Raw genomic sequence first — 26993 nt, 5'->3', positions numbered from 1 at the left:
GCTAGCTTTTACATGGCTTCAAGCCAATAATATTGAGGAAAAGAATTTTTTACTAAGGTTTTTTATTTTTTTATAAAAACTTTGAGAAAGGAGTGCTTTTTTAGCAGAAAATTGAGCTAAAAAATTAGGATTGCTTAGCTTCCAATTCTTCCCAACGAGCATAGGCTTGGTCGAGTTTTTCTCTTAGGGCTTCAAGTTCATTAGTACGTTCCTGAATAATCTCGGCTTCTTGCTGAAAAAAACTGGGTTCGTGCATAGCGTTCTCTATTTCAGAGATTCCTTCATCTAATTGCATAACTAGATCCTCCATACCCTCGAGCTCACGCTCTTCTTTCCAAGTCAGTTTTTTTGTCGCTTTTTTGGGGGCTTCAACTTTTTCTTCGACTTCTTTAACGGGGACAACTACCTGGCTCGCTCGCTCATCGCGTTCTGCCTTTTTCTCAAGGTAATAATCGTAGTCGCCATCTTGATAATAAACTTGGCCATTACCTTCAAAACCAAGAATCCCATTACAGACACGGTTAACAAACCATCTATCGTGAGAAACGAGTAGGAGCGTACCCTTCCAAGCTACTAAAGCTTCTTCTAACACCTGTAGCGTTGATAAGTCTAAATCATTGGTGGGTTCATCCAGTATCAAAAGGTTACAGGGCTTACGCAATAAACGTGCCAATAAGAGGCGATTGCGCTCACCGCCAGAAAGCTTACTGACTTTGGTATTGATGCGATCATCGGTGAAGAGGAAGCGCCTTAAATAAGAACGAGTCGTTAAAGTGATGTCTCCTAAACGAACCGATTCTGCGCCTTCCGCAACTTCTTTAAAAACAGTATTTTCTTCATTAAGTTGGCTACGACTTTGGTCAACATAATTATAATCTAGGCTTGCCCCGCGAATAATTGTTCCTGAATCAGGCTCTTCTTGATCGATAATCATTTTGAGTAAAGTTGTTTTCCCCATGCCATTACCACCCATAAGGGCAATGCGACTTCCGGGCTCGAGCTCAAAACTTAAATCTTTGAACAACTGCTTATCACCGAAGCTTTTGCTCACATGCTCTAAACTAATACTGACATTGCCAATAACTTTGGCTGGGGGTAAAACTAATTCAGCATCAGCTTGAATCGAATAATTTTCTTTGTCATTGAGTTCATTGAAGCGATCAACTCGACTCTGAGATTTTGTCGTACGTGCCTTAGGGCTTCGACGTACCCATTCTAATTCTTTTTTCAAAAATTGATGGCGTTTATTATCAGCTCGTAGTAAGGCTTCATCGCGAGCCGCACTTTGCTCTAAGTATACCGAGTAATTACCCGGGAAAAAGTCAGCTTGGCCTTCACGCAGCTCAAGAATTCGATTGCAGACGCTATCTAAGAAGCAGCGATCGTGAGTAACCATAATCAATGCACCTGAATAAGTCTCTAACCATTTTTCGAGCCACTCTACCGCATCTGAGTCCAAGTGGTTAGTTGGTTCATCTAAAATCAGTAAGTCGGGTTTGGAAACGAGAACTTTTGCCAAATTAATACGACGTTTTTCACCACCAGAAAGCTCTTTACAAGAAGTCTCTGGACTCGGGCAAGATAAGCGCGAAATCAATTCCAAAATATAGGCGTCCAAATCCCAGGCATCCAAAGCCGTAATCTGATCTTGAATACGAAACATTTCATCAGAATCGTGATCACCACTTTCGTATTGCTTAAGAAGTTCGTATATGTAGCCAGCACCCTCACGGATGTTTTCGATTACAGTCAAATCTGGGTTTATATCAAAATCTTGCGAGAGGTAGGAAACTTTTAAACCTTTACTAAAACGAATTTCAGAAACCTCAAAGGGTTCCAACTTCTTGGACAAAATCTTTAGGAGTGTTGATTTACCCGTACCATTGCGGCCAATTAAACCGACACGATCTTTATTGTGAATTGTAAAAGATACGTGATCGAGTAACATTCTATGCCCTATGGCATAAGTTAAATCAATCGCATCTAATAATGGGATTCCACGTTCTTTCATTTAGATAAATCGCGAAGCTTGCTAACGAAATCTTTGATCCCGATTGGCTTACAAATCAAGTCGTGAACATCACCAACTTTTGCACGTGTTTCTTCATCGGCATAAGCAGTTAAGACAATGATCTTAATCCCTTTGAACTGCTCATCTTTTCGCAGCTGATCAATAAATTCATAACCATTCATCTGAGGCATATGTAAATCGAGTAAAATAATATTTGGCTTCCATGAACCCGTAATCAGTGCGGCTTCAATACCATTGACGGCTTCTTTAACTTCAAAATTTCCTGCCAGCTCGAGAGTCTCTAAAGAAAATTGGCGAAAATCCTGATCATCATCAACGACTAAAACACGACTGAGTTCAAGTTTACTCTCTGCGACACCTTCCAATTGAATTCCGCGTTTTTGAGCGAAGGCGTGAATGTCTTCCATCTCAAAACGACGATGACCGCCAGGAGTTAAAAATGACTTGAGTTCACCTTTTTCAACCCAGTTAATAACACTAGTGCGAGCAAAGCCTAACAAGTCTGCAGCTTCATTGGTTGTCAGAGCATGTTTTTTCATAGATACACATGGGGAATAAGGTTTTAATGGGGTGGCTAACCGGACTTGAACCGGCGACAGCCGGAATCACAATCCGGTGCTCTACCAACTGAGCTATAGCCACCATAAAAAAGGTGGGGTGGCTAACCGGACTTGAACCGGCGACAGCCGGAATCACAATCCGGTGCTCTACCAACTGAGCTATAGCCACCACCTAATAGGCCTGAATAGTACATGCACAGATAAAAAATGCAAAACCAATTTTTAGTGATTTTTTTACTTTTTTAATAAAGGATCGTCAATTCCACATTCTTTGAATGCCAAGGCACGTTCTGCACAAGAGGGGCAAACCTCACAGGGAACTTCTCCACCGCGATAACAAGTCCAAGTTTGAGCGTAATCGATACCGAGTGCCAAGCCAATCTTGGCGACGTGACCTTTGCTCATATTAACAAAAGGCGCCTCAACTCTTACGCCTGTGCGACGATTGAGAGAAAACACATCATTCATGCGCGCTAAAAAGTCTTCTGTACAATCCCAATAACCATATTCATCTTGGGCTTGAGCTCCGTAGTAGAGCTGACGACAATCACGACTTTCTGCAAATGATGCCGCGATAGATAAAAGCATCATATTGCGATTAGGAACATACGTTACTGGCTGATCTAAATCATTTTCTGAAATATCTTTTAAATCGGGGACATCGACTCCTCCTTTAACTAAGGCAGAACTCGAACCCAAGAAATCACCCATATAAGAAATATCGAGAACATTATGCTCTTTCACTTCATCAAGACTATCACACTGAGCTTTTGCCACGAGCAATTCACGAGAATGCTTTTGTCCATAATCAAAGGACAAGGCGTAAACTTCATCGTAACCTAAACTTTTAATAACATGATGTAATAAGGTGGTCGAATCGAGACCACCAGATATTAATACAGCTGCTTTCTTCATTATTAGTGTGCTTGTACCCTTCTTAGCTGGGATAGGTCAGAAACACCTTCAAATACTTTCCAAACACCATCCTGCATCAGTGTACGCATGCCATCTTCTACTGCTTGAGTTTTCAGTTCTGCCACAGGGGAAGCTTTTGCCACTAATTTCTTTAAGGCTGGAGTCGCTTCCATGAGTTCGTGAATACCGACACGACCTCTATAACCTGTTTCACTACATTTATCGCAACCACGAGCTTCCATAATTTCATGTGTATCAAAGTCATAACCGAGCTCATCAATAAATTCCTCTCCATAGAAATGGATAAGCTTTTCTAAATATTCTTCATCAGGTTTTACTGGCTGCTTACAATTGCCACAAAGTGTACGCATTAAACGCTGGGCAAGTACACCAACTAAGGCATCGGCAAAGTTCATTGGATCTAAACCAATATCTAGGAGACGAATAACAGTCTCAGGTGCCGAGTTGGTGTGAAGTGTGGAGAATACCAAGTGACCAGTGAGCGATGCTTCAACACCCGCTTCTGCCGTTTCAGCATCTCGCATTTCACCAATGAGAATAATATCGGGGTCACATCGTAAGAATGCACGTAAAGCAATGGCGAAGGTCAAACCTTTACGAGGTTGCATCTGAACCTGTTGCAAGCCCGCCTGAGTAATCTCCACCGGGTCTTCCGCAGTCAAAATCTTGCGCTCTTCATCATTTAGAGTACCTAAAACCGCGTGAAGAGTTGTTGTTTTACCAGAACCCGTCGGACCTACCACCAGCATAATACCGTGGGGGTTTTTAAGTAGATCAATAAGAGTACTTTCATTTTTCTTAGAGAGCATCAATTTGTCAAACGGTAAAGGTTCACCCTGTGCCAAAATACGTAAAACTGCCGATTCACCATTTACCACTGGCAAAGTCGCGACACGAAGTTCAAGAGTTGAGCCTTGGAAACGCAAGCCCATCTTACCATCCTGAGGCTTTCTTTTTTCAGCGATATCCAGATTGGATAAAATCTTAATACGAGATAAAACCGCACCCATTAGCTGTGCAGGGATATCGAAAACTTTTCGGCAAACACCGTCAATACGGAAACGAACTTCACCAGGGCGCTTACCTTTATGTGGCTCAATATGGATATCCGAACAGCCATCCATTGTCGCTCTAACAATAATTTTATTTACGAGCTGAATGATCTTGGATTCTTCTTTCGAGTCAAGAATATCACCGTCATCTTCATCCGCTAACTCATCTGAGGCAACTGAAGTTGTCTCCCCTTCCATGATATCATCGAGCTGACCAAAAGCTTTTAAACGCTCTTCTTCCTTGGAACTCAAGCCTAAATACTGATCAATATCTTCTCTAAAGGCAACGTGGAAATCGTAATAAACTGCTTTGACAATGTTTTGAATTTCCATTATCAACTCTTCATTGGCTGGGTCAGCCATTAAGACAACGGCGTGTTCGCCATCATTCATAATCGGAACCCAGCTATTACTTGCTAAAAACCCAACATTCAAGTTCTCAATTAAGGATGGATCCAACTCAAAGCTAGGATCAAAGGGGTGGTAGGGAACTTGATAAAAATCCGATAGTGCATTACCTAAGTCGGCGGCATTAACACTAAATTTATTCTTTAAGACAGATGCTAGTGGAGTACCTTCGTCATTGGCAATTTCTTCGGCTTCTTCAAAAGTTTCTACACTAATCACACCTGCTTCAACTAATTGGTCAAAAGCACCACGACTACTTTTCAATTCATAGCGGAAGTTCTCTGAAACAACTTTTGCAAATTCTACAGTACGGAAGTAAGTCTCATCCGGGAAAGCACCGCCATCAATATTATTGATAACTTGGAAAACACCGTAGAGTTTATCCTTGTGGATAATTGGCACCATGATCATCGCTTCCGACATGTAACCCGAAGATCTATCATACGCATCATCAAATCGAAGGTCGGGGTGTACACTTTCTAGATATTCTGAATCATAGGCATCATCGACCATCAAAGCTTGACGTGTCATGGCCACATAACCAGCTAAAGATGATGGTGATGTATAAAGACGAATTTCGTCTACAGAATCTGAAGAAGTCCTGTACCAAGAAACAATCTCTTTATCATTTTCATCTTTTTGGAAAATCGTGAATCTTTCAGCACCAAATATATCTAATAAGTCGGCTTCAATTTCCCAAAGTGTATCTTCAAGCTTATCAGCTTCTTGTAATCGTTCGACAACTTCTTTGAAACGCAACTCGAGTTCTTCGTTAGTATCCATAAGTTTACCTTAATCTAAATTTCAATTTAAGATAATATTTCACTAGCTCGGAATCTTTACAACTCCCAAAAGCCGACTTCATAAACACAAAATCCGATTTTATAGCGTTTCCTTGAGAGCTCATTCGTTTATACTTCGATCAAGTTGTTTTTATGGATCTAGAGCTGATCCTTTTTCAACACTTCCGCTTGCTGCTTAAGAATCTTTGCATAAGACGCCATATCCATCTCTTGAATAATGACAAACGGTGAGACAATCAAAGTCAGGAAACGAAGCTTATCTTTCCTCCATTGCTCAACTTGGTAGCCGTCAGGACGAAAAACCCGGCCAGTCTCAATGGCTTTGCCAATTATTTCAGTGTCATTACTAGCAATAGCTTCGGCCAGCGAAAAAATATCGCCACCTTCCTCAACCGCAAAAAGCATATCCCGGATGAAAGAGTCATGAAGATCTGCCCATTCACACCAATCGGCTTCTTTTAATAATTTTTCATTCATAATGATTCGTCTCCTGTATAAAATAAAAAAAAGTGAAACACTTTACACAGCGTTTCACTTCCTCATACGTCTTTACAAAAAAAAACGAAGTTTATTTCACTTCAAATGAAAGAAATATATCATCCCTTAAACGGCGCGCTTCATTAAGTGACTTCGTCTTTAATGAGCGTCTAATACGTTTTTTTGTCACAGCCGTTGGATAAACAGTGTAATGGATAAACCATGTACCATTGTTATTCCACAAGTGATGATTGTCATTCGCTTCATCTGTTCTAATAGCTAATTCAGCTTCTATCATAATTGACTTCCTTAAAGTATTACAAACAGTTTCAATTAATCGACAGTAAACTTTTTCTTTTATTGCACTGCCAATTTCAACGCTAACTTAAACATCTTAGTATATTTAAGAAGTACTTTTCATAGTACTTTTATATTTTTTCATATAATCAGCACTAATGTCATAAAAAAACTACGATATACAAGAAGTGGCACCACCCCTTTTTACGTATTTCGTAAAATGAGTTTTTATAAATCTGGTGAAATTCATTTTTTTTGGCTTATTTCAAAAAAAACACCATCTAATTTTATAAAAAATAGATATTTTATTATAGATTCAATTAAATTTTTAAAAAACAGAGATCATTCAAATCATAATTCGTAAAGAAGGCACAACAATAATGACAAGACATAAAATAAGCATAATCTATTGCCCTGGATGTAGATGGCTCACTAGAGCTTCATGGATCAGCCAGGAATTATTGATTACTTTTGAAAAAGAAATCAGCGAAGTCTCCCTCTGTCCCTCCGAAAAAGCCGGGACTTTTCAAGTTTTCGTAAATAACAGACTTATTCATTGCCGAAAACAACAGAATGGCTTTCCTGAACTTAAGATCTTGAAACAAGAAATACGTAATCTTATATGTCCACAAAAAGATCTAGGCCATTCCGACCAGCAAAATAAATAAAGCTTATTAACTTAAGCAGATTGCGCAGGAACAATTACAAAGTAGATTAGTCGGCGCAACCGGTTGACGGTCGCTATGGCTCGCCATAGAGGAAAGTCCAGACACCGCAGAGCAGGATGTCCTTTTGCAAAGAAGGATACTGTGACCCATAAAGTCACAGGAAGGAAAGTGCCACAGAAATGATACCGCCTCATTCGTGAGGTAAGGGTGAAATGGTGAAGTAAGAGCTCACCGTGCTTTTAGCGAGAGCGGAGCAGCATGGCAAACCCCGTCCGGTGCAAGATCAAATAGGGAACAAAGATGCGGCTCGTATCGTGATTCTTTATTGAATTATAGTTCCGGGTTCTGATCGCATAGTCAAATGACCGTCCATTTGCGATTTTCGCAAAAGACAGGATCTGGCTTACAGCCGGTTGCACTTTTTTAACTTTAGTTGTGAGTTACACATCATTATGAGTCAAGAATCACAAGGCCAACTCTTCCTACTTGCCACCCCCATCGGCAACTTAGATGACATGAGTTTCAGAGCAGTCAAAACCTTGCAAAAAGCGGACCTCATCGCTGCGGAAGACACCAGACGTGCAGGCATACTACTCAAACATTTTGATATTAAGTGTAAAACAACCTCTTATCACATGCATAATGAAAAAGAAAAAACTTCTTACCTCATCAGGCAGGTGAAAGAAGGCAAAAAAGTTGTTGTTTTATCTGACGCTGGCACCCCCGTGATTTCAGATCCAGGTTTTCTCGTCGTACGCGATGCCGTTGAAGAAGGTATTGAACCCGATATTATTCCAGGTGTCTCGGCCCTTACTTTTGCAGCTGTTGCCTGCGCCTTCCCACTTGACTCATTTACATTTGCTGGATTTCTGCCGGCAAAATCAGGAAAGAGAAAATCTCTCCTAGAAAAGTACTTAAGCCATGGGCTATGTACGTTTTTCTATGAATCACCGTTTAAAATCGATAAACTATTGGCTGACATTAATAATGTCTGTGGCCCCAACACGCCGGTAGCCTTAACACGTGAGGCGACTAAACTTTACGAAGAAACGATTCGTGGCTCTGTGAGTGAACTCATCGAGCTAGGGAAAGAAAAAAAGTGGCGAGGCGAATTTGTCGTAGCTGTAAATATGAGAGAAGCGGATAATATTGTTGTAGACGAACCAAAGAAAAATAAAAAAAACTATGATCGATTTAGCACAAATAAAACAGAAAATCCAGCAAACCTTCTCCCCCCTCTTCCTTGAAATTGATGATGAAAGCCAAGCTCACGCGGGACATAGCGGCGCAGTCATTGGTGAGATCACCCATCTACGTATAACAATCTGCTCAGAGTATTTTAACGAACTTAGCAAGATTAAACAACATCGTTCGATAAACGAATGCTTAAAAGATGAGCTTAATTCAGGTTTACATGCCCTCGCTTTAAAAACCTACAACACGCAGCAATGGGAGAAAGTAAATCATGGATGACTACGAATGGAAAAAAACCGCAATCACTACTGTTCTAGTGCTTTTAATTTTGGCAGGATTAGTTTACGGTATGCTTAAAATCGTTTGAATATGCCCCTTCTTCCCCTTCAAGTTTGTGCCGGAATCATTATAGATAAGAATAAGTTTTTACTCTGTCAAAGAAAGGAAGAAAAACACAAAGGTGCTTGGGAATTCCCAGGAGGAAAAGTCGAAGCTAAGGAAAGCCATCAAGAAGCTTTAAAACGTGAGCTCAAAGAGGAGTTAGGGATTAGCTGCGAAATAGGACCACACTTTCAATCAATCCTGTTTAAATACGAAAAGAATAAACAACTAAACCTTCATTGCTATATAATAAATAGTTTTAGTGGTGAAATTCATTGCCACACCCATACTCAAGCAGTTTGGATCACCGCAGAAGAAGCTCCTTTTTATAAACTGTTACCTGCAGACTTACCAGTTATGGAGAAACTCATTAGACAAAAAAAGAGCCGGTGAATACACCGACTCTAAATAAAGCTAGATAAATTTACGCTATTGAGCGAAATTACTCTGCTGCTGCAGGCTCAGCTTTTTCCTCTTTCTTTACAGGAGATAAACCTTTCGCACGGTTCTCAACTGCTTCGTCCAAAGTAAAACCACCAGACATCCAGTTTTTAGCTGCATCTGCGCTAAATTTACTTTCATTCCAAGCAATGATAGTTTCTGAATCTGTAATTTTAAGCGCTTTCCACTCACCATACTTCTCTGGAGTAATAGCATTATCTGTATACTCATTAGCTAGGGCTGCTTCAACACCTTGAGCTTTCCAGGCTGCAATTGTTTCTTCGGACATATTGTCCCAAGTCGCTTTACTCGCACACGCACTCATGAAAAGTGCAATTAATAAAACTGAAATGATTTTTTTCATTTTATATTCCTCTTATGTTTAATGACACAATGTCGTTTAAAAATATAAAGGCTCGAATTCATTTGTGAAATACTTAGTCATTCTTTTCTGTGACTTTGTAAGGTTAATTCTTCTTTGTGATTTCTTTCAATATATAAGACCAAAGTTTATCTCGTAACTGTAAGGCTTTAGCTACAGCAACTTGAGCTTCCATTTCTTTTTGAGGTGTATCACAAAAATACTTATAAAGCTTCTCAGAAGCCGGCCCATGATCTCCACCATCAACTTCGATATGCCTCTGAAGGTAATAATGAAATAGACTCCAATCATCTGGACATTCACCATCCAACTCAGAAACCAAAGATGAGAACATATCCGGAATCAAAGATTCACGTCCTTTTGCGAATACCGCACAAAGTTCATGATCTTTTCCTTTAAAGATGAGTTCAAAACTGAAATCTAAAAATTCACGTAAAGGCCCTGGTAAATATTCATTAAGTGAAAACAGGTTTTCACCCTTCTGTAAATTTAGCATGTAGTTATTATGTAATGAGATATCTGCCCCACACTGCTCCATAGCCTTTAGATAGAGTTCATAATGAGAACAATAGGAGTTTGTTGTAGGATCTGTATCTGTTTCTTCTTCTAATATCACCTCATTAATCAACCTTCTTAACTCAGGTGATTTATGGGGCATCCATGGGAACTCAGGCGGAGAACAGATTTGTTGGATTTTTTTTGCTAAACTCTGGAAATCCCAAACACAGAATACATGATACTGCATAAATACTCGAATCCCCTGCGCAGACCAAACCTCTTTATATAAACTATGCTCTGATAGCTTTTTATTCATTTCTAAAATCATCGGACTCATCTTTTATTTTTTGCCTAAGTGTATTCATTACTAAGGATTTAGCAAGTTATAAAAAGAGCAATTAATCGAAAAATTGCGCCCTGCTATATATGTACGAAATATAATCCATCTGAAAACAACAATAACAGCCCACAAATAACCCTTTGCGAGCAAAAAAAAAAGAGAGTCCGAAGACTCTCTTTTTTATAAATAACTGAAAAGGATCAGATTATTTACCGGACATAACACCGTGAGTTCTGAAAGCACGAGTAAGTGCGAATTCACCGAGTTTGTGACCAACCATATTGTCAGTTACATATACGGGAATAAACTCTTTACCATTGTGCACTTCGAAATTCAAACCTACGAAAGTAGGAAGAATCATAGAACGGCGCGACCAAGTTTTGATCACTTTGTGATCACCTGATGCAATAGCTTTTTCAACTTTTGCAGTTAGGTGTGCATCAACAAATGGACCTTTTTTAATTGAACGTGGCATAGCTTATTTCTTCCTTTTTTCGATAATGAATTTAGAAGAGTTCTTACGAGGATTACGAGTTTTGTAACCTTTCGAAAGTTGACCCCAAGGTGATACTGGGTGAGAACCACCAGAAGTACGACCTTCACCACCACCCATTGGGTGATCGACCGGGTTCATAGCAACACCGCGAACGTGAGGACGCTTACCTTGGAAACGCTTCTTACCAGCTTTACCAATCTTAGCTTTACGGTGATCTACGTTACCGACAACGCCGATAGTAGCCATGCAGTTAAGATTTACGAGACGAACTTCACCAGAAGGAAGTTTGATCTGTGCAAAGTCAGTTTCTTTAGAACGCAAGATAGCCTGTTGGCCAGCTGAACGAACCATAACTGCACCTTTACCAGGCTCAAGCTCGAGGTTGTGAATGATAACACCCACTGGGATATCTTTTATTTTAAGCGCGTTACCAGGCTTAAACTCAGCTTTTTCACCACTCATAACTGTGTCGCCTTTTTCAAGACCTACAGGTGCGAGGATGTAGCGCTTCTCACCATCTGCATAGTGAAGAAGTGCGATATTCGCAGTACGGTTAGGATCGTATTCGATCTCTGCAACTTTAGCAGGAATATCTACTTTGTTACGTTTGAAGTCGATAGTACGGAACTTACGCTTAACACCACCACCGCGGAAACGAGTAGTAATACGACCAGCGTTATTACGACCACCAGTACTCTTCTTACCTTTAGTAAGTGATTTCTCTGAATTTGAACGAGTAATAGTCTCGTCAATTACAGTCACCATATTACGGAGAGAAGGAGTTGTTGGTTTATATGTTTTAATAGCCATGTGTCACTGTCTCCTAGTAGAGGTTAATAATCTCACCAGATTTGAGAGTCACGATAGCTTTCTTCCAGTTGGCTTTTTTACCAGCCATGGCAGTGCGCTGACGCTTCTTCTTACCAGTGTAGTTCATAGTGTTGACAGATTGTACTTTCACATTAAAGATCTGCTGAATTGCAGTTGCAATCTCGATCTTATTAGCAGTTTTGGCCACTTTGAAAGTGTACTTGTTTTGATCTTCCATTGCAGCGGAAGATTTCTCAGTGAGAACAACAGTTTTAATTACTTTATAATTGCTCATCTTAAGCCTCCGCAGAAATACGCTGACCAAGTTGCTCGAGAGCAGCTTTGGTGATGATTACTTTCTTACCAGAAAGGATATCGTAAGCATTAACTTCTGAAGCCGTCATAACAAGAGAAACATTATTGAAAGACTTTGCAGTATTTTCAAGGTTCTCGATGTTCACAGCAAGGTCATCGCTAAGGATGATTACCGGACGATCAGCAGCATTAACGCTTTCGAGGAAAGCAACAGCAGTTTTAGTTGAAGGTTTGTCGAATGCGAATGAGTCAACAACGATAAGTTCTTCGGCTTGGATGCGCTCAGCGAGTGCACGACGTACAGCTAAACGACGAACTTTTTTGTTAACATTCTTAGCATAAGAACGCGGCTTAGGACCGAAAGCTACACCACCACCAGTCCAGATGGGAGAGCGGCTAGAGCCTGCACGAGCGTTACCAGTACCTTTTTGACGCCAAGGCTTCTTACCGCCACCACGCTTTTCAGAGCGAGTTTTAGTATTAGCACTACCAGAACGGAGGCTAGCGAGGAAAGCTACAACAGATTCGTGTACAGCTTGTTCACCTTTTTCGAATTCAAGCCACTTGGAATTGATTTCTAATTCACCGGAAGCTTGACCCTTTGAGTCTACAGTATTTACTTTAGTCATGATTCAATACTCCGATTACTTCTTGATTGCTTTCTTAACAACGACAACGCCGCCATTAAAACCAGGAACCGCACCTTTAACCATAAGGATGTTTTCTTCAGGACGAACCTGAATAACTTTGAGTCCTTGTGAAGTACGCTGAACACTACCCATGTGACCAGGCATTTTTTTGCCTTTGAAAACACGGCCAGGCCAGTTACACATACCGATAGAACCACCCTTACGTTCCCAGTCACCACCGTGAGATGCACGACCGCCACCGAAGTTCCAACGTTTTACAACGCCCTGGAAACCACGACCTTTAGTCGTACCGATAACATCAACGTATGCAATCTCGCTGAATTCTTCGACAGTGAGAACTGAACCAACTTCTTTATCAGAATCAGCTTCGAGGCGGATTTCTTTGATAAGAGCAGGAGGATTCTCTTGGTTGTTAGATTTAGCAAGATGTCCGAGAACAGCTTTAGAGACATTCTTAGCGCGCTTAGAACCGAAACCGATTTGAAGTGCAGAGTAAGAATCTTTTTCGTTAGTTTTAACGTCGAGTACTGGGCAAGGACCAGCTTCAATAACTGTAACAGGAACGAGGCGACCTTTGTCGTCGTATACCTGAGTCATACCCAATTTTTTACCAATAATACCAGTCATAACAAACTCCTATTATATCTTAACTGCGATGTCTACACCAGCGGGGAGATTGAGCTTCTTGAGCTCGTCAACGCATTTGGGTGTAGGCTCCACAATGTCAAGAAGACGCTTGTGAGTTCTGATTTCGAATTGATCCATTGCCTTTTTGTTCACGTGGGGAGAGCGGTTTACAGTGAAACGCTCAACTCTTGTGGGCAGAGGAATAGGACCGGCAACACGAGCACCAGCACGTTTTACAGTCTTGACGATATCTGAAGCAGATGTATCAAGCACGGCGTGGTCGTAAGATTGCAATCTTATTCTAATGGTTTGCTTAGCCATATGTTTTTACCTTACTTATTAAGTTAAGTTATTATTATTTAATTTTCTGCTACCTCAGTGAAGTGCGAAAGCTCAATCGACGCAGATGCGCGACCTTTAGTGAGCGAACGCAAGTCCGTGGTGTAACGGAAAAGCTTTGCTAGTGGAACGTGAGCGGAAACTTTCGAGAAGTTACCAACACTTTCCATGTTGAGTACTGAACCTCTTCGAGATGAAATATCGCCAATGACATCGCCTGTATTTTCTTCAGGTGTATCAATTTCCAGTTTCATCATCGGTTCGAGTTTAACAAGTTGCGCCTTGAGTGCTGCATTGCGCAGGGCAATTGAAGCCGCGGCTTTGAAAGCAATGTCGCTTGAGTCAGTCGAATGATGAGCTGCTCCGACGATAGAAACTTTCGTGTCCGTCAAGGGGTAACCGTGTTCAACACCGGTTCGAGAAGATTCGTTTATACCCTCAATTATAGAATTTTCAAACTCTTCGGGGATAATTCCCTTAGAAAGTTTATTGTCGAGCACAAAACCTTTGCCTCTTTCGAGCGGTTCAACTTTGAGTGAAACTTCAGCAAAAAGGTTGCCATTGGGAGTTTCACGAACAAAGGTCTCGGTAAAGTCAGCGGCGTTAACCACTGCTTCACGATATGAAACCTGAGGGTTACCAGTATTTGCATTTACTTTGAACTCACGAATCAGACGATCTGCAATGATCTCTAAGTGAAGTTCACCCATACCGGAAATAAGCGTTTGAGCCGTCTCTTCATTGAAGGAAATATTAAAAGTAGGATCCTCGTCTGAAAGTGCTTTCAATGCGAGCTCTAATTTATCTTTTTCAGAACTTGACTTAGGTTCAATTACCATTGAAATCACTGTGTCTGGGAAAGTCATTTCCTCGAGCACACAAGGGAAATCTTTTGTGGAGAGCGTATCACCAGTGGTACAAAAACGTGCGCCCACGATTGCAACGATATCACCTGCTTGCGCAGATTTAATATCTTCTTGTGAGTTAGCATGCATCTGCAGGAGGCGAGAAACTTTTTCATTCTTGTTATTACGGAAGTTCTCAACCTTATCACCTTTTGAAAGAACACCTGAATAAATTCTTGCATAAGTGATACGACCTACGTAAGCATCAGTCATGATCTTGAAAACAAGTGCTACCAAAGGACCTTTAGGGTCAGCTGAAACAATTACAGTTTCATCTTTCTTTGGGTTTAAAGCTTCTTTATCAGGCAGCTCATTAGGAGCTGGCAAGATTGCTAAAACTGTATCTAGGAGATTTTGAACACCTTTGTTCTTGAAGGCTGTACCACAAAGCACTGGGACAACTTCATTCTTAATTGTATGCTCGCGAAGAACTGAAATAATGAGCTCTTCTGGAATCTCTTGTTCTTCTAAGTAGAGTTCTGCAATATCATCGCTAAACTCAGAAAGTGAATCAATCATTTCAGCACGTGCTGACTCAGCATCATCTGCGAGTTCCGCAGGAATATCTGCTTCAACGACTTCTTCGCCTTTGTCACCATTATAGGTGAAGGCTTTCATTTTGATTAAATCTATAATTCCTGAAAATTCCGCTTCAGCACCGATTGGCAACTGAATAGGTACGGCATTAGCTTCTAGCTTTTCGCGAAGTTCGCTAACTACGTTTGCGAAGTCCGCACCAATGCGGTCCATTTTATTTACAAAAGCGATTGTGGGCACGTTATATTTACGTGCTTGACGCCAAACAGTCTCAGACTGTGGCTGGACAGCTCCTACTGCGCAATATACTGCAACAGCACCGTCCAAAACGCGAAGAGCACGTTCAACTTCTACAGTGAAGTCAACGTGCCCAGGGGTGTCGATAATATTGATCTTGTGATCATTCCAAAAGCAGGTAGTGGCGGCCGAGGTAATTGTAATTCCGCGCTCTTGTTCCTGCTGCATCCAGTCCATGGTAGTGTTACCATCGTGGACTTCACCGATTTTATAATTCTTACCGGTGTAAAAGAGTACTCTCTCTGTGGTGGTCGTCTTACCAGCATCAATGTGAGCCATGATGCCGATATTTCGAACCTTGGAAAGAGAGTTAATACTACTTGACTTAGTGCCGCTCATAAAAAACTCACTGTTCTAAGGTTCGATCTATAGGCTACAGACTACCAGCGGTAGTGAGCAAAAGCTTTGTTAGCTGCTGCCATGCGGTGAACTTCATCTTTCTTTTTAACAGCACTACCAGTGTTGTTGAAAGCATCGATGATTTCAGACGCAAGTGCTTGATCCATTGGCTTACCCTTTTTGTTTTGGGCAAACGTGATCATCCAGCGCATAGCTAGTGATACTTGACGGTCAGGAGCAACTTCTACAGGTACTTGGTAGTTAGCACCACCAACACGGCGGCTTTTTACCATTACTTGTGGCTTGATGTTTTCGATTGCAGCGAAGAAAACTTCGATTGCATCAGAATCTTTAACTTTTGAAGTTACAGTAGCGAGAGCTTTGTATACAACTGCTTGAGCAGTAGATTTTTTACCGTCTTGCATCACCATGTTGATGAGGCGAGAAAGAAGTTCACTATTGTACTTTGCGTCAGGAGTTACTGGACGCTTAGGTGCGCGATTTTTTCTCATTAATCTTATCCTTTCTTAGGCTTCTTAGCGCCATATTTAGAACGACCTTGACCACGTTTGTCTACACCGAGACAGTCAAGAGCACCACGAACTACGTGATAACGTACACCTGGAAGGTCACGAACACGACCACCGCGAACAAGTACAACACTGTGCTCTTGGAGGTTGTGGCCTTCACCACCGATATATGCAGAAACTTCTTCACCATTAGTGAGACGTACACGAGCTACTTTACGTAAAGCCGAGTTAGGCTTCTTAGGCGTTCTGGTCATAACCTGAACGCAAACTCCCCTACGCTGAGGGCAGTTATCAAGAGCGCGTGAAGTACTTTTAGTAACTTTACGTTTACGCCCTTTTCTTACAAGTTGGTTAATAGTAGGCATTAACAATTCCTTAATTCGTATTTAAACTTATTTTTCAAAAAAAAGTTCGATAGGTTAGCGTAGGAGTCGGCTTTTGCAAGCCGACTCCCATAATTAATTAGTCGAGGCTGAGCATCTCGTTTGTTGACTGTAAAAGGCTGAACTCATCTTGGTCATCTTCATCAATATCAGCTACGATTTCAACTTGACCAGTTTTAACAACTTTGATGTCGCGAGCTTGCTCAATACCAGTACCTGCTGGAATGAGGTGACCCATGATAACGTTTTCTTTAAAGCCCTCTAAAGTATCTACTTTACCGAGAGTTGCTGCATCAGTTAAGATACGAGTTGTATCCTGGAAGGATGCGGCAGAAATGAAACTATCGGTTTCGAGAGATGCTTTGGTAACACCGAGTAATACCGGTACACCTTCAGCAGGCTGTCCACCTTCGGCAAGAACGCGTTCGTTCTCTTTTTCGAAAGCTTTTTTGTCAACCTGTTCACCAGCGAGGAAAGCAGTACTTCCAGAATCAGCAATACGGATTTTTCTAAGCATTTGACGAACGACAATTTCAACGTGTTTGTCATTGATCTCTACACCTTGAGCACGGTATACATCTTGAACTTCGTTAACGAGGTATTCCTGAAGTTCTTGAGCACCACATACCTCAAGCATATCTTGTAATACAACAGAACCATCAGTGATAGTGGAACCTTTGCGTACAAATTCACCATTGTGAACGATGATACGTTTAGTAGTAGGAATCAATACAGATTCTGAAAGGTTATTCTCTGGATCGTTAATAGTAAGCTGCTGCTTACCTTTACTCACGCGACCAAATTCGATGTAACCATCGATACTTGCGATAATCGCAGGATTCTTAGGAAGACGAGCTTCAAAGATTTCTGCAACACGTGGTAAACCACCAGTAATATCTTTCGTTTTAGCAGATTGACGAGGAATCTTAGCAAGTACTTCACCAGCTACAACTTCAAAACCTTCTTCAACGATAATGTGTGCACCGTTAGGCATTGAGTAGTGGGCAAGCATATTGCCTTCTTCGTCAACAATAGATAATTGTGGGTGAAGGTCATCACGGTGTTCAAGAACAACGTTTTCTTCTTCACCAGAAGCTGCGTTAATTTCGCGCTTCAGAGTTACACCATCAACTAGGTCAATGAAGTGTACGCGACCTTTAGTCTCTGTGATAATCGGTACGTTGTAGGGGTCCCACTGAGCGATCATTTCGTCAACTTTAACAGTTTCACCCTCTTTCTTGAATACTTGCGTACCAGGGACGAGTTGGTGCTCTTCTTCGTAAACGCCATTAGCGTTAACAATTGCGAGTTTACCATTTTTATTCACTACAACTTGGCTACCATCTTCTTGGCCAACTAAACGTGCGTCAATATATGTAACTGTACCAATAGACTTAGGCTTAATCATTGGCTGTTTATAGGCAGTCGAAGCTGTACCACCAACGTGGAAAGTACGCATAGTAAGCTGTGTACCAGGCTCACCAATTGATTGAGCAGCAATGATACCGACAGCATCACCTTTTTGAGCAATTTTGTTACTCGCGAGGAGGATACCGTAGCAGTTTGAACAAACACCACGATCAGATTCACAAGTCAGTACTGAGCGAATTTTAACGTCTTCAATACCGCGATCTTCAAGGGCTTTAGCGATGTGCTTATCAATAACTTCACCTGAGCGAACGAGGTAAGCATCCATATCACCTTCAGCGAGCGGATCGTGAATATCGTCAACTGATACGCGACCAACAATACGATCAAAGAGAGAAACCTTAACTTCATCACCTACGCGAATTGCTGAAACCTGAATACCTTTTGCGGTACCACAATCGTGTTCGTAAATAACAACATCTTGAGATACGTCAACAAGCTTACGAGTCATATAACCCGAGTCAGCAGTTTTAAGTGCAGTATCGGCAAGACCTTTACGAGCACCGTGAGAAGAGATGAAGTATTCTAGTACAGTTAAACCTTCACGGAAACTTGAAAGAATTGGACGTTCAATAATTTCGCCTGATGGCTTAGCCATAAGACCACGCATACCTGCTAGCTGACGGATTTGGTCTTTAGAACCACGAGCGCCAGAATCCATCATTGCGAAAACAGAGTTGATTTCGTCTTGACCATTATTCAGTTCGATAGTTTGGAAAAGTTTCTTTGCAACTTGCGAGTTACAGTGTGTCCAGATATCAATAATCTTGTTATAACGTTCGTTATTAGTGATAACACCTTTCTTATACTGCTGACGTACTTCTTCAACTTCGCCCATAGCTTCATCAACCATACCTTGCTTTTCGCCAGGGATAATCATGTCGTCAGTCGCTACTGAGAAACCAGATTGAGTTGCATATTTGAAACCAGCTTTTTTGAGTTCGTCAATAACTTCAACAGTTTTTGCACGGCCAATGATTTCGAATGCGTCATTAATAATGTCAGAAAGTGTCTTTTTAGTCACAGTCTTATTGAGGAAACCGAGTTCGTCTGCCCAGATCTGGTGGAAAATTGCACGACCAGGAGTTGTGATAAGGAATTTAAGATCCTTGTTACCCCAAGTAGTTTCTTTACCGTAGTCAGGATTTTTGAACTTGATGATTTCTTGTAATTTGATATTACCTTTTTCAAGTGCCCAAAGAACGTCACTAAATTTTTCGAAATATCTAACAGTTCTCATGTCAGCGAGGAACTCGTCAAAGATTCTCTTTTCTTTTTTAGTGTGTTTTGGAGCAGCATAGTAAGCTTTTGCCGTCTCATCAAAAGTTCTGAGATGCGTTGCACGCATTTCTTCAGCTTTAGATAAGTAAGAAACGTAGTAACAACCAAGAGTCATATCTTGTGTTGGAGTACAGAGCGGCTTACCATTTGCAGGTGATAGAATATTGTTAGGCGAAAGAAGCAAGAGTTTACACTCGAGCTGAGCTTCGTTTGATAAAGGAACGTGAACAGCCATTTGGTCACCATCGAAGTCGGCATTATATGCAGTACAAACGAGTGGGTGAATACGAAGTGCTTTACCTTCAATCAACACAGGGTCAAAAGCCTGAATAGAAAGTCTGTGAAGAGTAGGAGCACGGTTAAGCATGACTGGGTGACCTTTAGTCACCGATTCAAGTACATCCCATACTTCAGGAGCACCGCGCTCGATCATCTTCTTAGCAGCACGAACTGTGTGAGCAACGCCGTTATCTTTAAGCTTACGGATAATGAAAGGCTCGAAAAGAACCATCGCCATTTGCTTAGGAATACCGCACTGGTGAAGTTTAAGCTCAGGGCCAACAACAATTACAGAACGACCAGAGTAGTCAACACGCTTACCAAGTAAGTTCTGACGGAAACGACCCTGCTTACCTTTGAGCATATCAGAGAGTGATTTAAGCTGACGGTTAGAAGCACCTGTTACAGCACGACCATGACGACCATTATCAAGGAGTGAGTCAACCGCTTCCTGCAACATACGTTTCTCGTTACGGACGATAACATCCGGAGTACGCAAGTGAAGAAGGTTTTTCAAACGGTTGTTACGGTTGATAACACGACGGTAAAGGTCATTTAAATCAGAAGTCGCAAAACGACCACCATCGAGTGGCACGAGAGGACGTAAATCTGGTGGAATTACTGGGAGAGTCTCAATAATCATCCATTCAGGACGAGAATTATTAGCAATGAAACCTTCCATAAGACGCATACGCTTAGCAATCTTCTTGTGATTAGCTTTTGAACGAGTCGCAGCCATTTCACCTTTAAGTTGCTCAAGAAGATCTTCTGGCACGATTTGTGAAAGAAGTTCTTTAACTGCAGATGCACCCATAGAAGCTTCAAAATCATCGCCATAGAGCTCTTTACTTTCACGGTATTCCGCGTCAGTAAGAATCTGCTTAGGGAGAAGTGGAGTATCGCCTGGGTTAGTTACAATGTAATCCTCGTAATAAATAATTTTTTCGAGGTTACGTGCAGTCATATCAAGAACCATACCGAGACGTGAAGGCATACATTTGAAGAACCAAATGTGTGTTACAGGCACAGCGAGATCGATGTGACCCATACGCTCACGACGAACGCGAGCTTTTGTTACTTCAACGCCACAACGGTCACAGATAATGCCTTTGTGTTTAATACGTTTAAATTTACCGCATGAGCATTCCCAGTCCTTAGTTGGACCAAAAATTTTCTCACAGAACAAACCACCCTTTTCAGGTTTGAAAGTTCTGTAGTTAATTGTCTCAGGGTTTTTTACTTCGCCTTTACTCCAGGAAGTAATGGTGTCCGGATTGGCCAAGTTAATTGTCACTTGGGAGAAGTTTGTTCCACCACGTGATCCGGCATCAGCGAATAATTTTCTACGAATGTCGTTTTCCATATTATTTCCTATTCCTTTCTAAGACGAATATCAAGACAGAGACTCATCATCTCTTTCATCAATACATTAAATGATTCCGGCAAGCCGGCTACTAAAGTGTTGTCACCGCGAACAATTGACTCATAGATACGAGTTCTACCTTCAACGTCATCGGATTTAACTGTGAGCATTTCCTGAAGTGTATAAGCGGCACCATAAGCTTCGAGTGCCCATACTTCCATTTCACCGAAACGCTGACCACCGTGTTGAGCTTTACCACCAAGAGGCTGTTGTGTAACCAATGAGTAAGGACCAACCGCACGTGCGTGAATTTTGTTAACGACAAGGTGATCAAGTTTAAGCATGTAGATCATACCAACTGTGATACGCTGATCAAATGAGTTACCAGTACGACCATCATAAAGACGAGCCTTACCGTCGCGATCATAGCCAACTTCTTCTAACATGTCGTTGATTTTTGACTCTGGGCAACCATCGAATACAGGAGTAGCAATTTTGATACCCATGCGGTTTGCTGCCATACCCAAGTGAGTCTCGAGAATCTGACCAACGTTCATACGTGATGGTACACCGAGTGGGTTAAGGATAATATCAACAACTGTACCGTCTTTCATGAATGGCATGTCTGACTTTGGTACGATATTAGAGATAATACCTTTGTTACCGTGACGGCCAGCCATTTTATCACCAACAGAAATCTTACGCTTAGAAGCGATATAAACTTTCACTGATTTGATTACGCCGCGCTCTTGACCATTTTCGTCATCGAGTTGATCGATTTTTTCGGAATTACGAAGACGAATATCGTTGAGACGTGGTTTGAAGTTGTCCATAACTTCATCGATTTGCGATTTAGCTGGAGAATCAATCATTGTGTAGTTATCGTGCTGAGCAGAAAGTTTTCTAAGAAGTACTTTCGTGATTTTACGATTTGCTGGAACAATAATAGTTTCTTTACCATCTTTAGATACTATGTCGTTTGAAAGCTTAGAACCTAGGAGGATAGCACCGAGTTTTTCAGCGAGGTCTTCGAGGAATTCGTTGTACTGAACTTTGTATTCAGCATCGATTTCTTTACGCTTACGCTTGAGGTCACTCTTAGTTACTGCAGCTTTAGTTGGATCGATTTTGCGATCTACGCGAATATCCATTACAATACCAGAAGTACTAGAAGGAACATAAAGCGACGAATCTTTTACATCAGCAGCTTTGTCACCGAAAATTGCGCGGAGAAGACGTTCTTCTGGAGCAAGTTCAGTTTCAGACTTAGGAGTGATTTTACCAACAAGGATATCACCAGGGCCAACTTCAGAACCAAGACGGATTACACCTTCTGGACCGAGGTTACGAAGTGCTTCTTCACCAACATTTGGTGTGTCGCGAGTAATTTCTTCTGGACCTAATTTAGTATCACGTGCTTGGATGCTTGCTTCTGCAATGTGAATTGAAGTGAAGACGTCATCTTGAACAAGGCGTTCAGAGATAATAATCGCATCCTCAAAGTTATAACCACACCAAGGCATGAATGCTACGAGTACATTTTGACCGAGAGCAAGCTCACCGTTATCAGTACCGAAACCATCTGCAATTACATCGCCAGCTTTAACTACATCGCCAGCTTTAACAAGTGGCTTCTGGTTCATGCAAGTAGATGAGTTTGATCTCATGAACTTATAAAGTGGGTAGATGTTCTCAGGTTTTAAATCTTCTTCATCTTTAAGAACACCGTCTTTTGTGATAATGATCTTATCAGAAACAGAACTTGCTACAATGCCATCAATTTGTGATGTAAGTACCGCTCTGGAACCTTTAGCAACGAGTGCTTCCATACCTGTACCAACAAGTGGTGAATCAGGCTTGAGAAGTGGTACAGCTTGACGTTGCATGTTCGAACCCATCAGTGCGCGGTTCGCATCATCGTGTTCAATAAAGGGAATACAACCTGTTGCAGGAGAAATCAACTGTTTAGGACTAACGTCCATGTGAGTCACTGTATCTTTTTCAGATTCAACCGAGTCACCTTCAGTACGAGCAAGAACATATTCTTCTGCAAGAGTCTTGTCGTCATTAAGAACTGTGTTTGCCTGAGCTACAACGAAATCTTCTTCAATATCACCTGTAACGTATTCAATCTCTTCAGTTACTTTACCGTCAATAACTTTACGGTAAGGTGTCTCGATGAAACCGTAGGGGTTGATTTTTGCGTAACACGCAAGTGAAGAAATAAGACCAATATTTGGACCCTCTGGAGTCTCAATAGGACAGATTCTACCATAGTGTGATGAGTGAACATCTCGAACTTCAAAACCAGCACGCTCACGACTTAAACCACCTGGGCCTAAGGCTGAAAGACGACGCTTAGCAGTAAGTTCTGCGAGTGGGTTTGTTTGATCCATGAACTGAGAAAGTTGTGAACGACCAAAGAAATCGCGGACTACACTTTGGAGTGCTTTTGGATTGATAAGCTTAGACGGCATAATTGTCGTGCTGTTCTTATCATAAAGAGTCATACGCTCACGAATAAGACGCTCTGTGCGGCTAAGACCTGAACGGAATTGATTTTGCACCAACTCGCCAACAGTACGCACACGACGACTACCCAAATGATCAATATCATCAACTCTACCATGAGTGTTTTTGATTTTCATTAGAGTAATAGTTGCTGCTACCATGTCTGATGGAGTTAAAGTACGCTCATCAGTTGGCAAAGGTAAATCTTTTGATTTAAACTGATCACCATCAAAAGCATTACGTAAACGTTGCTGAATCTTGTAACGACCAACTTTACCTAAATCGTAAGATTTGAGGTCGAAGAATAAACGGTTGAGTAAACCCTGAGCATTTTCAATACTTGCAGGATCACCAGGACGCATTTTTTTGTAGATGTACTTAAGTGCATCTTCACGATTAGTTGTTGGGTCTTTTTCAAGATTCGTAATGAAAGTTGTACCGAGTTCAGCAGTATCAACGATATCTAGCTTTTTAACGCCAGCATCTTTTACGAGGTCTAAGATTGAAGACGAAAGTGGCTCTAAAGTTTTAGCAATTAGAGTACCAGATTCATCTGTAATGTCATCGACAAGAATTTTTTCTGCTAGAGTGCTTTCGTCTTTTGCGAGCGATGCAACTGTTACGTTTTGTACGCCATACACACAATCTAGAAGATCGTAGTTACTTTCGCTATACACAGCGCGTAGGAAAGTACTGATTAGGAATTTACGACGTCTACGACGACGATCCATGAAAATATAAATTAGGTCGTGGTTATCATACTGGACTTCCATCCAAGAACCGCGATCTGGAATAATTCTGAAAGAATAAAGAGTTTTGTTACTTGTAGATTTACCTGCTTCAAAGCAGATGCCAGGCGTTCTATGAAGCTGACTAATGATTACACGTTCTGCGCCATTAATGATGAAAGTTGCGCGGGGCGTCATTACGGGGATATCACCCATAAATACGCGTTCTTCAAAAAGTTCGGATTTACCGTTTTCATCTTTAATTTCTAATTCGAATGTAACGTGAAGTCCAGCTTGGTAGCTTTCGCCATCCTTTAGGCAATCATACATGTTTACATTTGGGATGCCAATTTCATATTTGACAAAATTTAAAATACAGTTTTCATCGAAGCTCTTAATTGGGAAAATTTCGCTGAAAGCCTCTTGGAGACCTCTTTTTTCGCGACTTTCCGGATTAGTCGTTTCCTGTAAAAATTCTTTGAATGATTCAAGCTGAACAGAAATCAAATCTGGAGTATCGATAACTTCTTCAAGTTTTCCAAAGTTTTGACGAATTGCCATAAGTTGTAACCTTGCACGGGCTTAAAGGATTAAAATAAGAAAAGTAGGAACCGGATTAGACCGGTCCCTACTGTGAGTTTTTTATGCTATATGTAAACTTAAATTATTTAAGTTCAACAGTTGCACCTGCTTCCTCAAGATCTTTTTTGATTTTGTCAGCTTCATCTTTAGCTGCAGCTTCTTTAAGAGTCTTAGGAGCACCTTCAACTAGATCTTTTGCGTCTTTAAGACCAAGACCAGTTGCAGCGCGTACAACTTTAATTACAGCGATTTTCTTGTCAGCAGGGTATGCTGCAAGTACTACGTCAAACTCAGTCTTTTCTTCTGCAGCTTCTGCAGGAGCAGCACCAGCACCAGCTGCTGCAACAGCAACAGGAGCAGCTGCAGATACGCCGAGGCGATCTTCAAGAGCTTTAACGAGGTTAGTAAGTTCGAGTACTGTCATTCCTTCGATAGAAGAAACGAGAGCTTCATGTGCTTCTGATAATACAACTTCAGACATTTTATTAATCCTTTATTTATTTTTTTCGACAATTGCGTTAAGAACGTATACAATACTAGCTGCTTTCTGATCAAGAACTCTAACAAGGCTTGTAGGCACTTGATTAAGAAGACCGAGCAATTGAGCACGGGCTTGATCTTTAGTGAGCATATCCGCTACTGATAGGGATGTGTCTGCATCTAATACTTCACCATCTACAAAAGCTGCCTTGAATGATACGGCTTCGTTGTCTTTAGCAAACTTTTTGATAGTTTTGGCTACATCAGCGGGTTCTCCTGAACCACATACGATTGCTGTGCCACCAGTTAGTTCTAAATTAGTAAGTTCACTGTAAGGTTTTCCTTCAGCGGCTTTCTTAATGAGCGTATTTTTATGAACCTGGAGAGTTGCTTCACTTCCTTTTAACTCAATCTTGAGTTCTTCGAGTTGTGAAACATTAAGTCCCATATACGAGATAAGAAAGAAATTATTAGACTCATCCAAAATAGTTTGGATATGGTCAACTAGAATAGTTTTTTCTTGTCTCATGGTTACGCTAAGTCCTTAAGATCAATTTTTAGACCAGGGCTCATTGTGCTACTTACACTGCAGCTTACTACGTAAGTGCCTTTTGTAGCTGATGGGCGAGCTTTAACGATTGCGTCAACAATTGCTTGTGCATTTTCAGTAAGCTTTTCTGCATCGAAGGAAAGTTTTCCAACGAGAACGTGAGTAGCTCCACCTTTGTCTGCACGGTACTCAACACGACCACCTTTAGATGCTTTAACAGCTGCAGCTACATCATCTGTAACTGTACCCGTCTTAGGATTCGGCATTAAACCACGTGGGCCTAAAACACGACCTAAAGTACGTACTTTACTCATTGCTGCAGGAGTAGCAATAAGAACGTCAAAGTCTAACCAACCATCTTTAATTTTCGCAACCATATCGTCGAAACCAGCATAGTCAGCACCAGCAGCTTTTGCTTCGTCTGCGCTATTACCGTCTGCGATAACTACAACTGTTACGTTTTTACCAGTACCGTTAGGAAGCGAAAGAGCTCCACGAACGTTCTGTTCTGGTTGTCTGGTATCAATACCCAATTTGAAAGCGATATCAACTGATTCATCAAATTTTACAGCTGGAAGTGATTTGAGAGTCTCAAATGCTTCTTTAAAGTTGTAAGCTTTGTTGATATCTACTTTTTCGAGTCTTGCATTATAAAGTTTTGAACGCTTCATGATACAACCTCCACACCCATGCTGCGGCAAGTGCCTTCTAGCATTCTAATGGCTGCTTCTTCTGTGTTAGCTTTCATATCTTTCTTCTTGATCTCGTAGATTTCTTTGAGTTGATCTACAGAGATTTTTCCTACAAATCCAGTGCCAGGTTTTTGTGAACCGGAAGCTAAGCCAGCGTACTTTTTAATAAGTACAGGAGCGGGAGGCGATTTGGTGATGAATGTGAAAGAACGATCTTGAAAAACTGTAATCACAACAGGAATAATCATTCCTGCTTCGCTCTGAGTTTGAGCGTTAAATGCTTTACAGAATTCCATAATGTTCACACCCTGTGCACCAAGCGCAGGTCCCACTGGCGGAGCCGGGTTCGCCTTACCAGCTGGAATTTGGAGTCTTATGTATCCTTTTACTTTTTTAGCCATA

At 41.2% G+C, this 26993-nt stretch carries 27 protein-coding genes, 2 tRNA genes and 1 other RNA gene; 5 read left to right on the top strand and 25 right to left on the bottom strand.

Annotation, left to right across the window (positions count from 1 at the left end):
- Window positions 1–124 precede the first annotated feature (124 nt).
- The 8 genes from PQO01_RS12810 to PQO01_RS12775 all read right to left on the bottom strand — a co-directional run bounded on the left by PQO01_RS12810 (window position 125) and on the right by PQO01_RS12775 (window position 6566).
- Window positions 125–2011, bottom strand: coding sequence for an ABC-F family ATP-binding cassette domain-containing protein (locus tag PQO01_RS12810; RefSeq protein ID WP_274314432.1), 1887 nt, complete (start codon window positions 2009–2011; stop codon window positions 125–127).
- On the bottom strand, window positions 2008–2571 hold the full coding sequence (locus PQO01_RS12805; protein WP_274314431.1) for a response regulator: 564 nt from the start codon (window positions 2569–2571) through the stop codon (window positions 2008–2010). Before PQO01_RS12805 ends, PQO01_RS12810 begins: the two co-directional genes overlap by 4 nt.
- 27 nt (window positions 2572–2598) lie before the next feature.
- Window positions 2599–2674, bottom strand: a tRNA-His gene (locus PQO01_RS12800).
- An 11-nt stretch (window positions 2675–2685) separates the two neighbouring features.
- A tRNA-His gene (locus PQO01_RS12795) sits at window positions 2686–2761 on the bottom strand.
- A gap of 65 nt (window positions 2762–2826) precedes the next feature.
- On the bottom strand, window positions 2827–3507 hold the full coding sequence (gene queC / locus PQO01_RS12790) for a 7-cyano-7-deazaguanine synthase QueC (protein ID WP_274314430.1): 681 nt from the start codon (window positions 3505–3507) through the stop codon (window positions 2827–2829).
- Between the two features lie 2 nt (window positions 3508–3509).
- Window positions 3510–5771 (bottom strand): GspE/PulE family protein, encoded by a 2262-nt coding sequence (locus tag PQO01_RS12785; protein WP_274314429.1) that lies wholly within the window; start codon window positions 5769–5771, stop codon window positions 3510–3512.
- Between the two features lie 158 nt (window positions 5772–5929).
- The gene (locus tag PQO01_RS12780; RefSeq protein ID WP_274314428.1) at window positions 5930–6268 is read right to left on the bottom strand and encodes a DUF2288 family protein; all 339 of its coding nucleotides are present in this window, start codon (window positions 6266–6268) and stop codon (window positions 5930–5932) included.
- A 91-nt stretch (window positions 6269–6359) separates the two neighbouring features.
- Window positions 6360–6566, bottom strand: a complete 207-nt coding sequence (locus tag PQO01_RS12775) for a hypothetical protein (protein ID WP_274314426.1) — start codon at window positions 6564–6566, stop codon at window positions 6360–6362.
- Between the two features lie 379 nt (window positions 6567–6945).
- Here PQO01_RS12775 and PQO01_RS12770 point away from each other — a divergent pair, with 379 nt between their 5' ends.
- The 5 genes from PQO01_RS12770 (at window position 6946) to PQO01_RS12750 (ending at window position 9201) form a co-directional block, all read left to right on the top strand.
- On the top strand, window positions 6946–7233 hold the full coding sequence (locus PQO01_RS12770; protein WP_274314425.1) for an Rdx family protein: 288 nt from the start codon (window positions 6946–6948) through the stop codon (window positions 7231–7233).
- A gap of 55 nt (window positions 7234–7288) precedes the next feature.
- Window positions 7289–7654, top strand: an RNA gene (gene rnpB, locus PQO01_RS12765) — RNase P RNA component class A.
- Between the two features lie 31 nt (window positions 7655–7685).
- A complete protein-coding gene (gene rsmI / locus PQO01_RS12760; protein ID WP_274314424.1) occupies window positions 7686–8480 on the top strand; it encodes a 16S rRNA (cytidine(1402)-2'-O)-methyltransferase in 795 nt (264 codons plus the stop codon).
- Window positions 8419–8706, top strand: coding sequence for a BolA family protein (locus PQO01_RS12755; RefSeq protein WP_274314422.1), 288 nt, complete (start codon window positions 8419–8421; stop codon window positions 8704–8706). Before rsmI ends, PQO01_RS12755 begins: the two co-directional genes overlap by 62 nt.
- A gap of 90 nt (window positions 8707–8796) precedes the next feature.
- On the top strand, window positions 8797–9201 hold the full coding sequence (locus tag PQO01_RS12750; protein ID WP_274314420.1) for a (deoxy)nucleoside triphosphate pyrophosphohydrolase: 405 nt from the start codon (window positions 8797–8799) through the stop codon (window positions 9199–9201).
- Between the two features lie 49 nt (window positions 9202–9250).
- Here PQO01_RS12750 and PQO01_RS12745 read toward each other — a convergent pair whose 3' ends face one another.
- From PQO01_RS12745 to rplK, 17 genes are all read right to left on the bottom strand, one after another.
- Window positions 9251–9613 carry a hypothetical protein gene (locus tag PQO01_RS12745; protein ID WP_274314419.1) on the bottom strand — a complete coding sequence of 121 codons (363 nt, stop codon included), beginning with the start codon at window positions 9611–9613 and terminating at the stop codon, window positions 9251–9253.
- Window positions 9614–9716: 103 nt separating this feature from the next.
- Window positions 9717–10445 carry a DUF3050 domain-containing protein gene (locus tag PQO01_RS12740; RefSeq protein ID WP_274314418.1) on the bottom strand — a complete coding sequence of 243 codons (729 nt, stop codon included), beginning with the start codon at window positions 10443–10445 and terminating at the stop codon, window positions 9717–9719.
- 229 nt (window positions 10446–10674) lie between these two features.
- Complete coding sequence (gene rpsS / locus PQO01_RS12735; protein WP_274314417.1) at window positions 10675–10944, bottom strand: 30S ribosomal protein S19; 270 nt, start codon at window positions 10942–10944, stop codon at window positions 10675–10677.
- A gap of 3 nt (window positions 10945–10947) precedes the next feature.
- On the bottom strand, window positions 10948–11775 hold the full coding sequence (rplB, locus tag PQO01_RS12730; protein WP_274314415.1) for a 50S ribosomal protein L2: 828 nt from the start codon (window positions 11773–11775) through the stop codon (window positions 10948–10950).
- 13 nt (window positions 11776–11788) lie between these two features.
- Window positions 11789–12070 carry a 50S ribosomal protein L23 gene (rplW, locus tag PQO01_RS12725; RefSeq protein ID WP_274314414.1) on the bottom strand — a complete coding sequence of 94 codons (282 nt, stop codon included), beginning with the start codon at window positions 12068–12070 and terminating at the stop codon, window positions 11789–11791.
- Between the two features lies 1 nt (window position 12071).
- Window positions 12072–12719, bottom strand: coding sequence for a 50S ribosomal protein L4 (gene rplD / locus PQO01_RS12720; RefSeq protein ID WP_274314413.1), 648 nt, complete (start codon window positions 12717–12719; stop codon window positions 12072–12074).
- 15 nt (window positions 12720–12734) lie between these two features.
- A complete protein-coding gene (rplC, locus tag PQO01_RS12715) occupies window positions 12735–13367 on the bottom strand; it encodes a 50S ribosomal protein L3 (protein WP_274314412.1) in 633 nt (210 codons plus the stop codon).
- 12 nt (window positions 13368–13379) lie between these two features.
- The gene (gene rpsJ, locus PQO01_RS12710) at window positions 13380–13688 is read right to left on the bottom strand and encodes a 30S ribosomal protein S10 (protein WP_007279815.1); all 309 of its coding nucleotides are present in this window, start codon (window positions 13686–13688) and stop codon (window positions 13380–13382) included.
- A gap of 38 nt (window positions 13689–13726) precedes the next feature.
- Window positions 13727–15784 (bottom strand): elongation factor G, encoded by a 2058-nt coding sequence (fusA, locus tag PQO01_RS12705; RefSeq protein ID WP_274314411.1) that lies wholly within the window; start codon window positions 15782–15784, stop codon window positions 13727–13729.
- A 41-nt stretch (window positions 15785–15825) separates the two neighbouring features.
- Complete coding sequence (rpsG, locus tag PQO01_RS12700) at window positions 15826–16296, bottom strand: 30S ribosomal protein S7 (RefSeq protein ID WP_274314410.1); 471 nt, start codon at window positions 16294–16296, stop codon at window positions 15826–15828.
- 5 nt (window positions 16297–16301) lie between these two features.
- Window positions 16302–16679 carry a 30S ribosomal protein S12 gene (gene rpsL, locus PQO01_RS12695; protein WP_007279811.1) on the bottom strand — a complete coding sequence of 126 codons (378 nt, stop codon included), beginning with the start codon at window positions 16677–16679 and terminating at the stop codon, window positions 16302–16304.
- Window positions 16680–16776: 97 nt separating this feature from the next.
- Window positions 16777–21048 carry a DNA-directed RNA polymerase subunit beta' gene (gene rpoC / locus PQO01_RS12690; protein ID WP_274314408.1) on the bottom strand — a complete coding sequence of 1424 codons (4272 nt, stop codon included), beginning with the start codon at window positions 21046–21048 and terminating at the stop codon, window positions 16777–16779.
- 8 nt (window positions 21049–21056) lie between these two features.
- Window positions 21057–24848: a DNA-directed RNA polymerase subunit beta gene (gene rpoB, locus PQO01_RS12685; protein ID WP_274314406.1), complete on the bottom strand. Its 3792-nt coding sequence runs from the start codon at window positions 24846–24848 to the stop codon at window positions 21057–21059.
- Between the two features lie 103 nt (window positions 24849–24951).
- Window positions 24952–25350 carry a 50S ribosomal protein L7/L12 gene (gene rplL, locus PQO01_RS12680; RefSeq protein WP_274314403.1) on the bottom strand — a complete coding sequence of 133 codons (399 nt, stop codon included), beginning with the start codon at window positions 25348–25350 and terminating at the stop codon, window positions 24952–24954.
- Between the two features lie 12 nt (window positions 25351–25362).
- Window positions 25363–25878, bottom strand: a complete 516-nt coding sequence (gene rplJ, locus PQO01_RS12675; protein ID WP_274314401.1) for a 50S ribosomal protein L10 — start codon at window positions 25876–25878, stop codon at window positions 25363–25365.
- A gap of 2 nt (window positions 25879–25880) precedes the next feature.
- Window positions 25881–26573 carry a 50S ribosomal protein L1 gene (gene rplA / locus PQO01_RS12670; RefSeq protein WP_420792930.1) on the bottom strand — a complete coding sequence of 231 codons (693 nt, stop codon included), beginning with the start codon at window positions 26571–26573 and terminating at the stop codon, window positions 25881–25883.
- Window positions 26567–26992 (bottom strand): 50S ribosomal protein L11, encoded by a 426-nt coding sequence (rplK, locus tag PQO01_RS12665; protein ID WP_274314399.1) that lies wholly within the window; start codon window positions 26990–26992, stop codon window positions 26567–26569. The genes rplA and rplK overlap by 7 nt, the downstream gene beginning before the upstream one ends.
- Between the last annotated feature and the right edge of the window lies 1 nt (window position 26993).

The organism is Lentisphaera marina (assembly GCF_028745505.1).
Classification (GTDB): Bacteria; Verrucomicrobiota; Lentisphaeria; order Lentisphaerales; family Lentisphaeraceae; genus Lentisphaera; species Lentisphaera marina.
The sequence above is the reverse complement of the archived record's forward strand: the minus strand, read 5'-3'. Positions and strand labels throughout refer to the sequence as shown.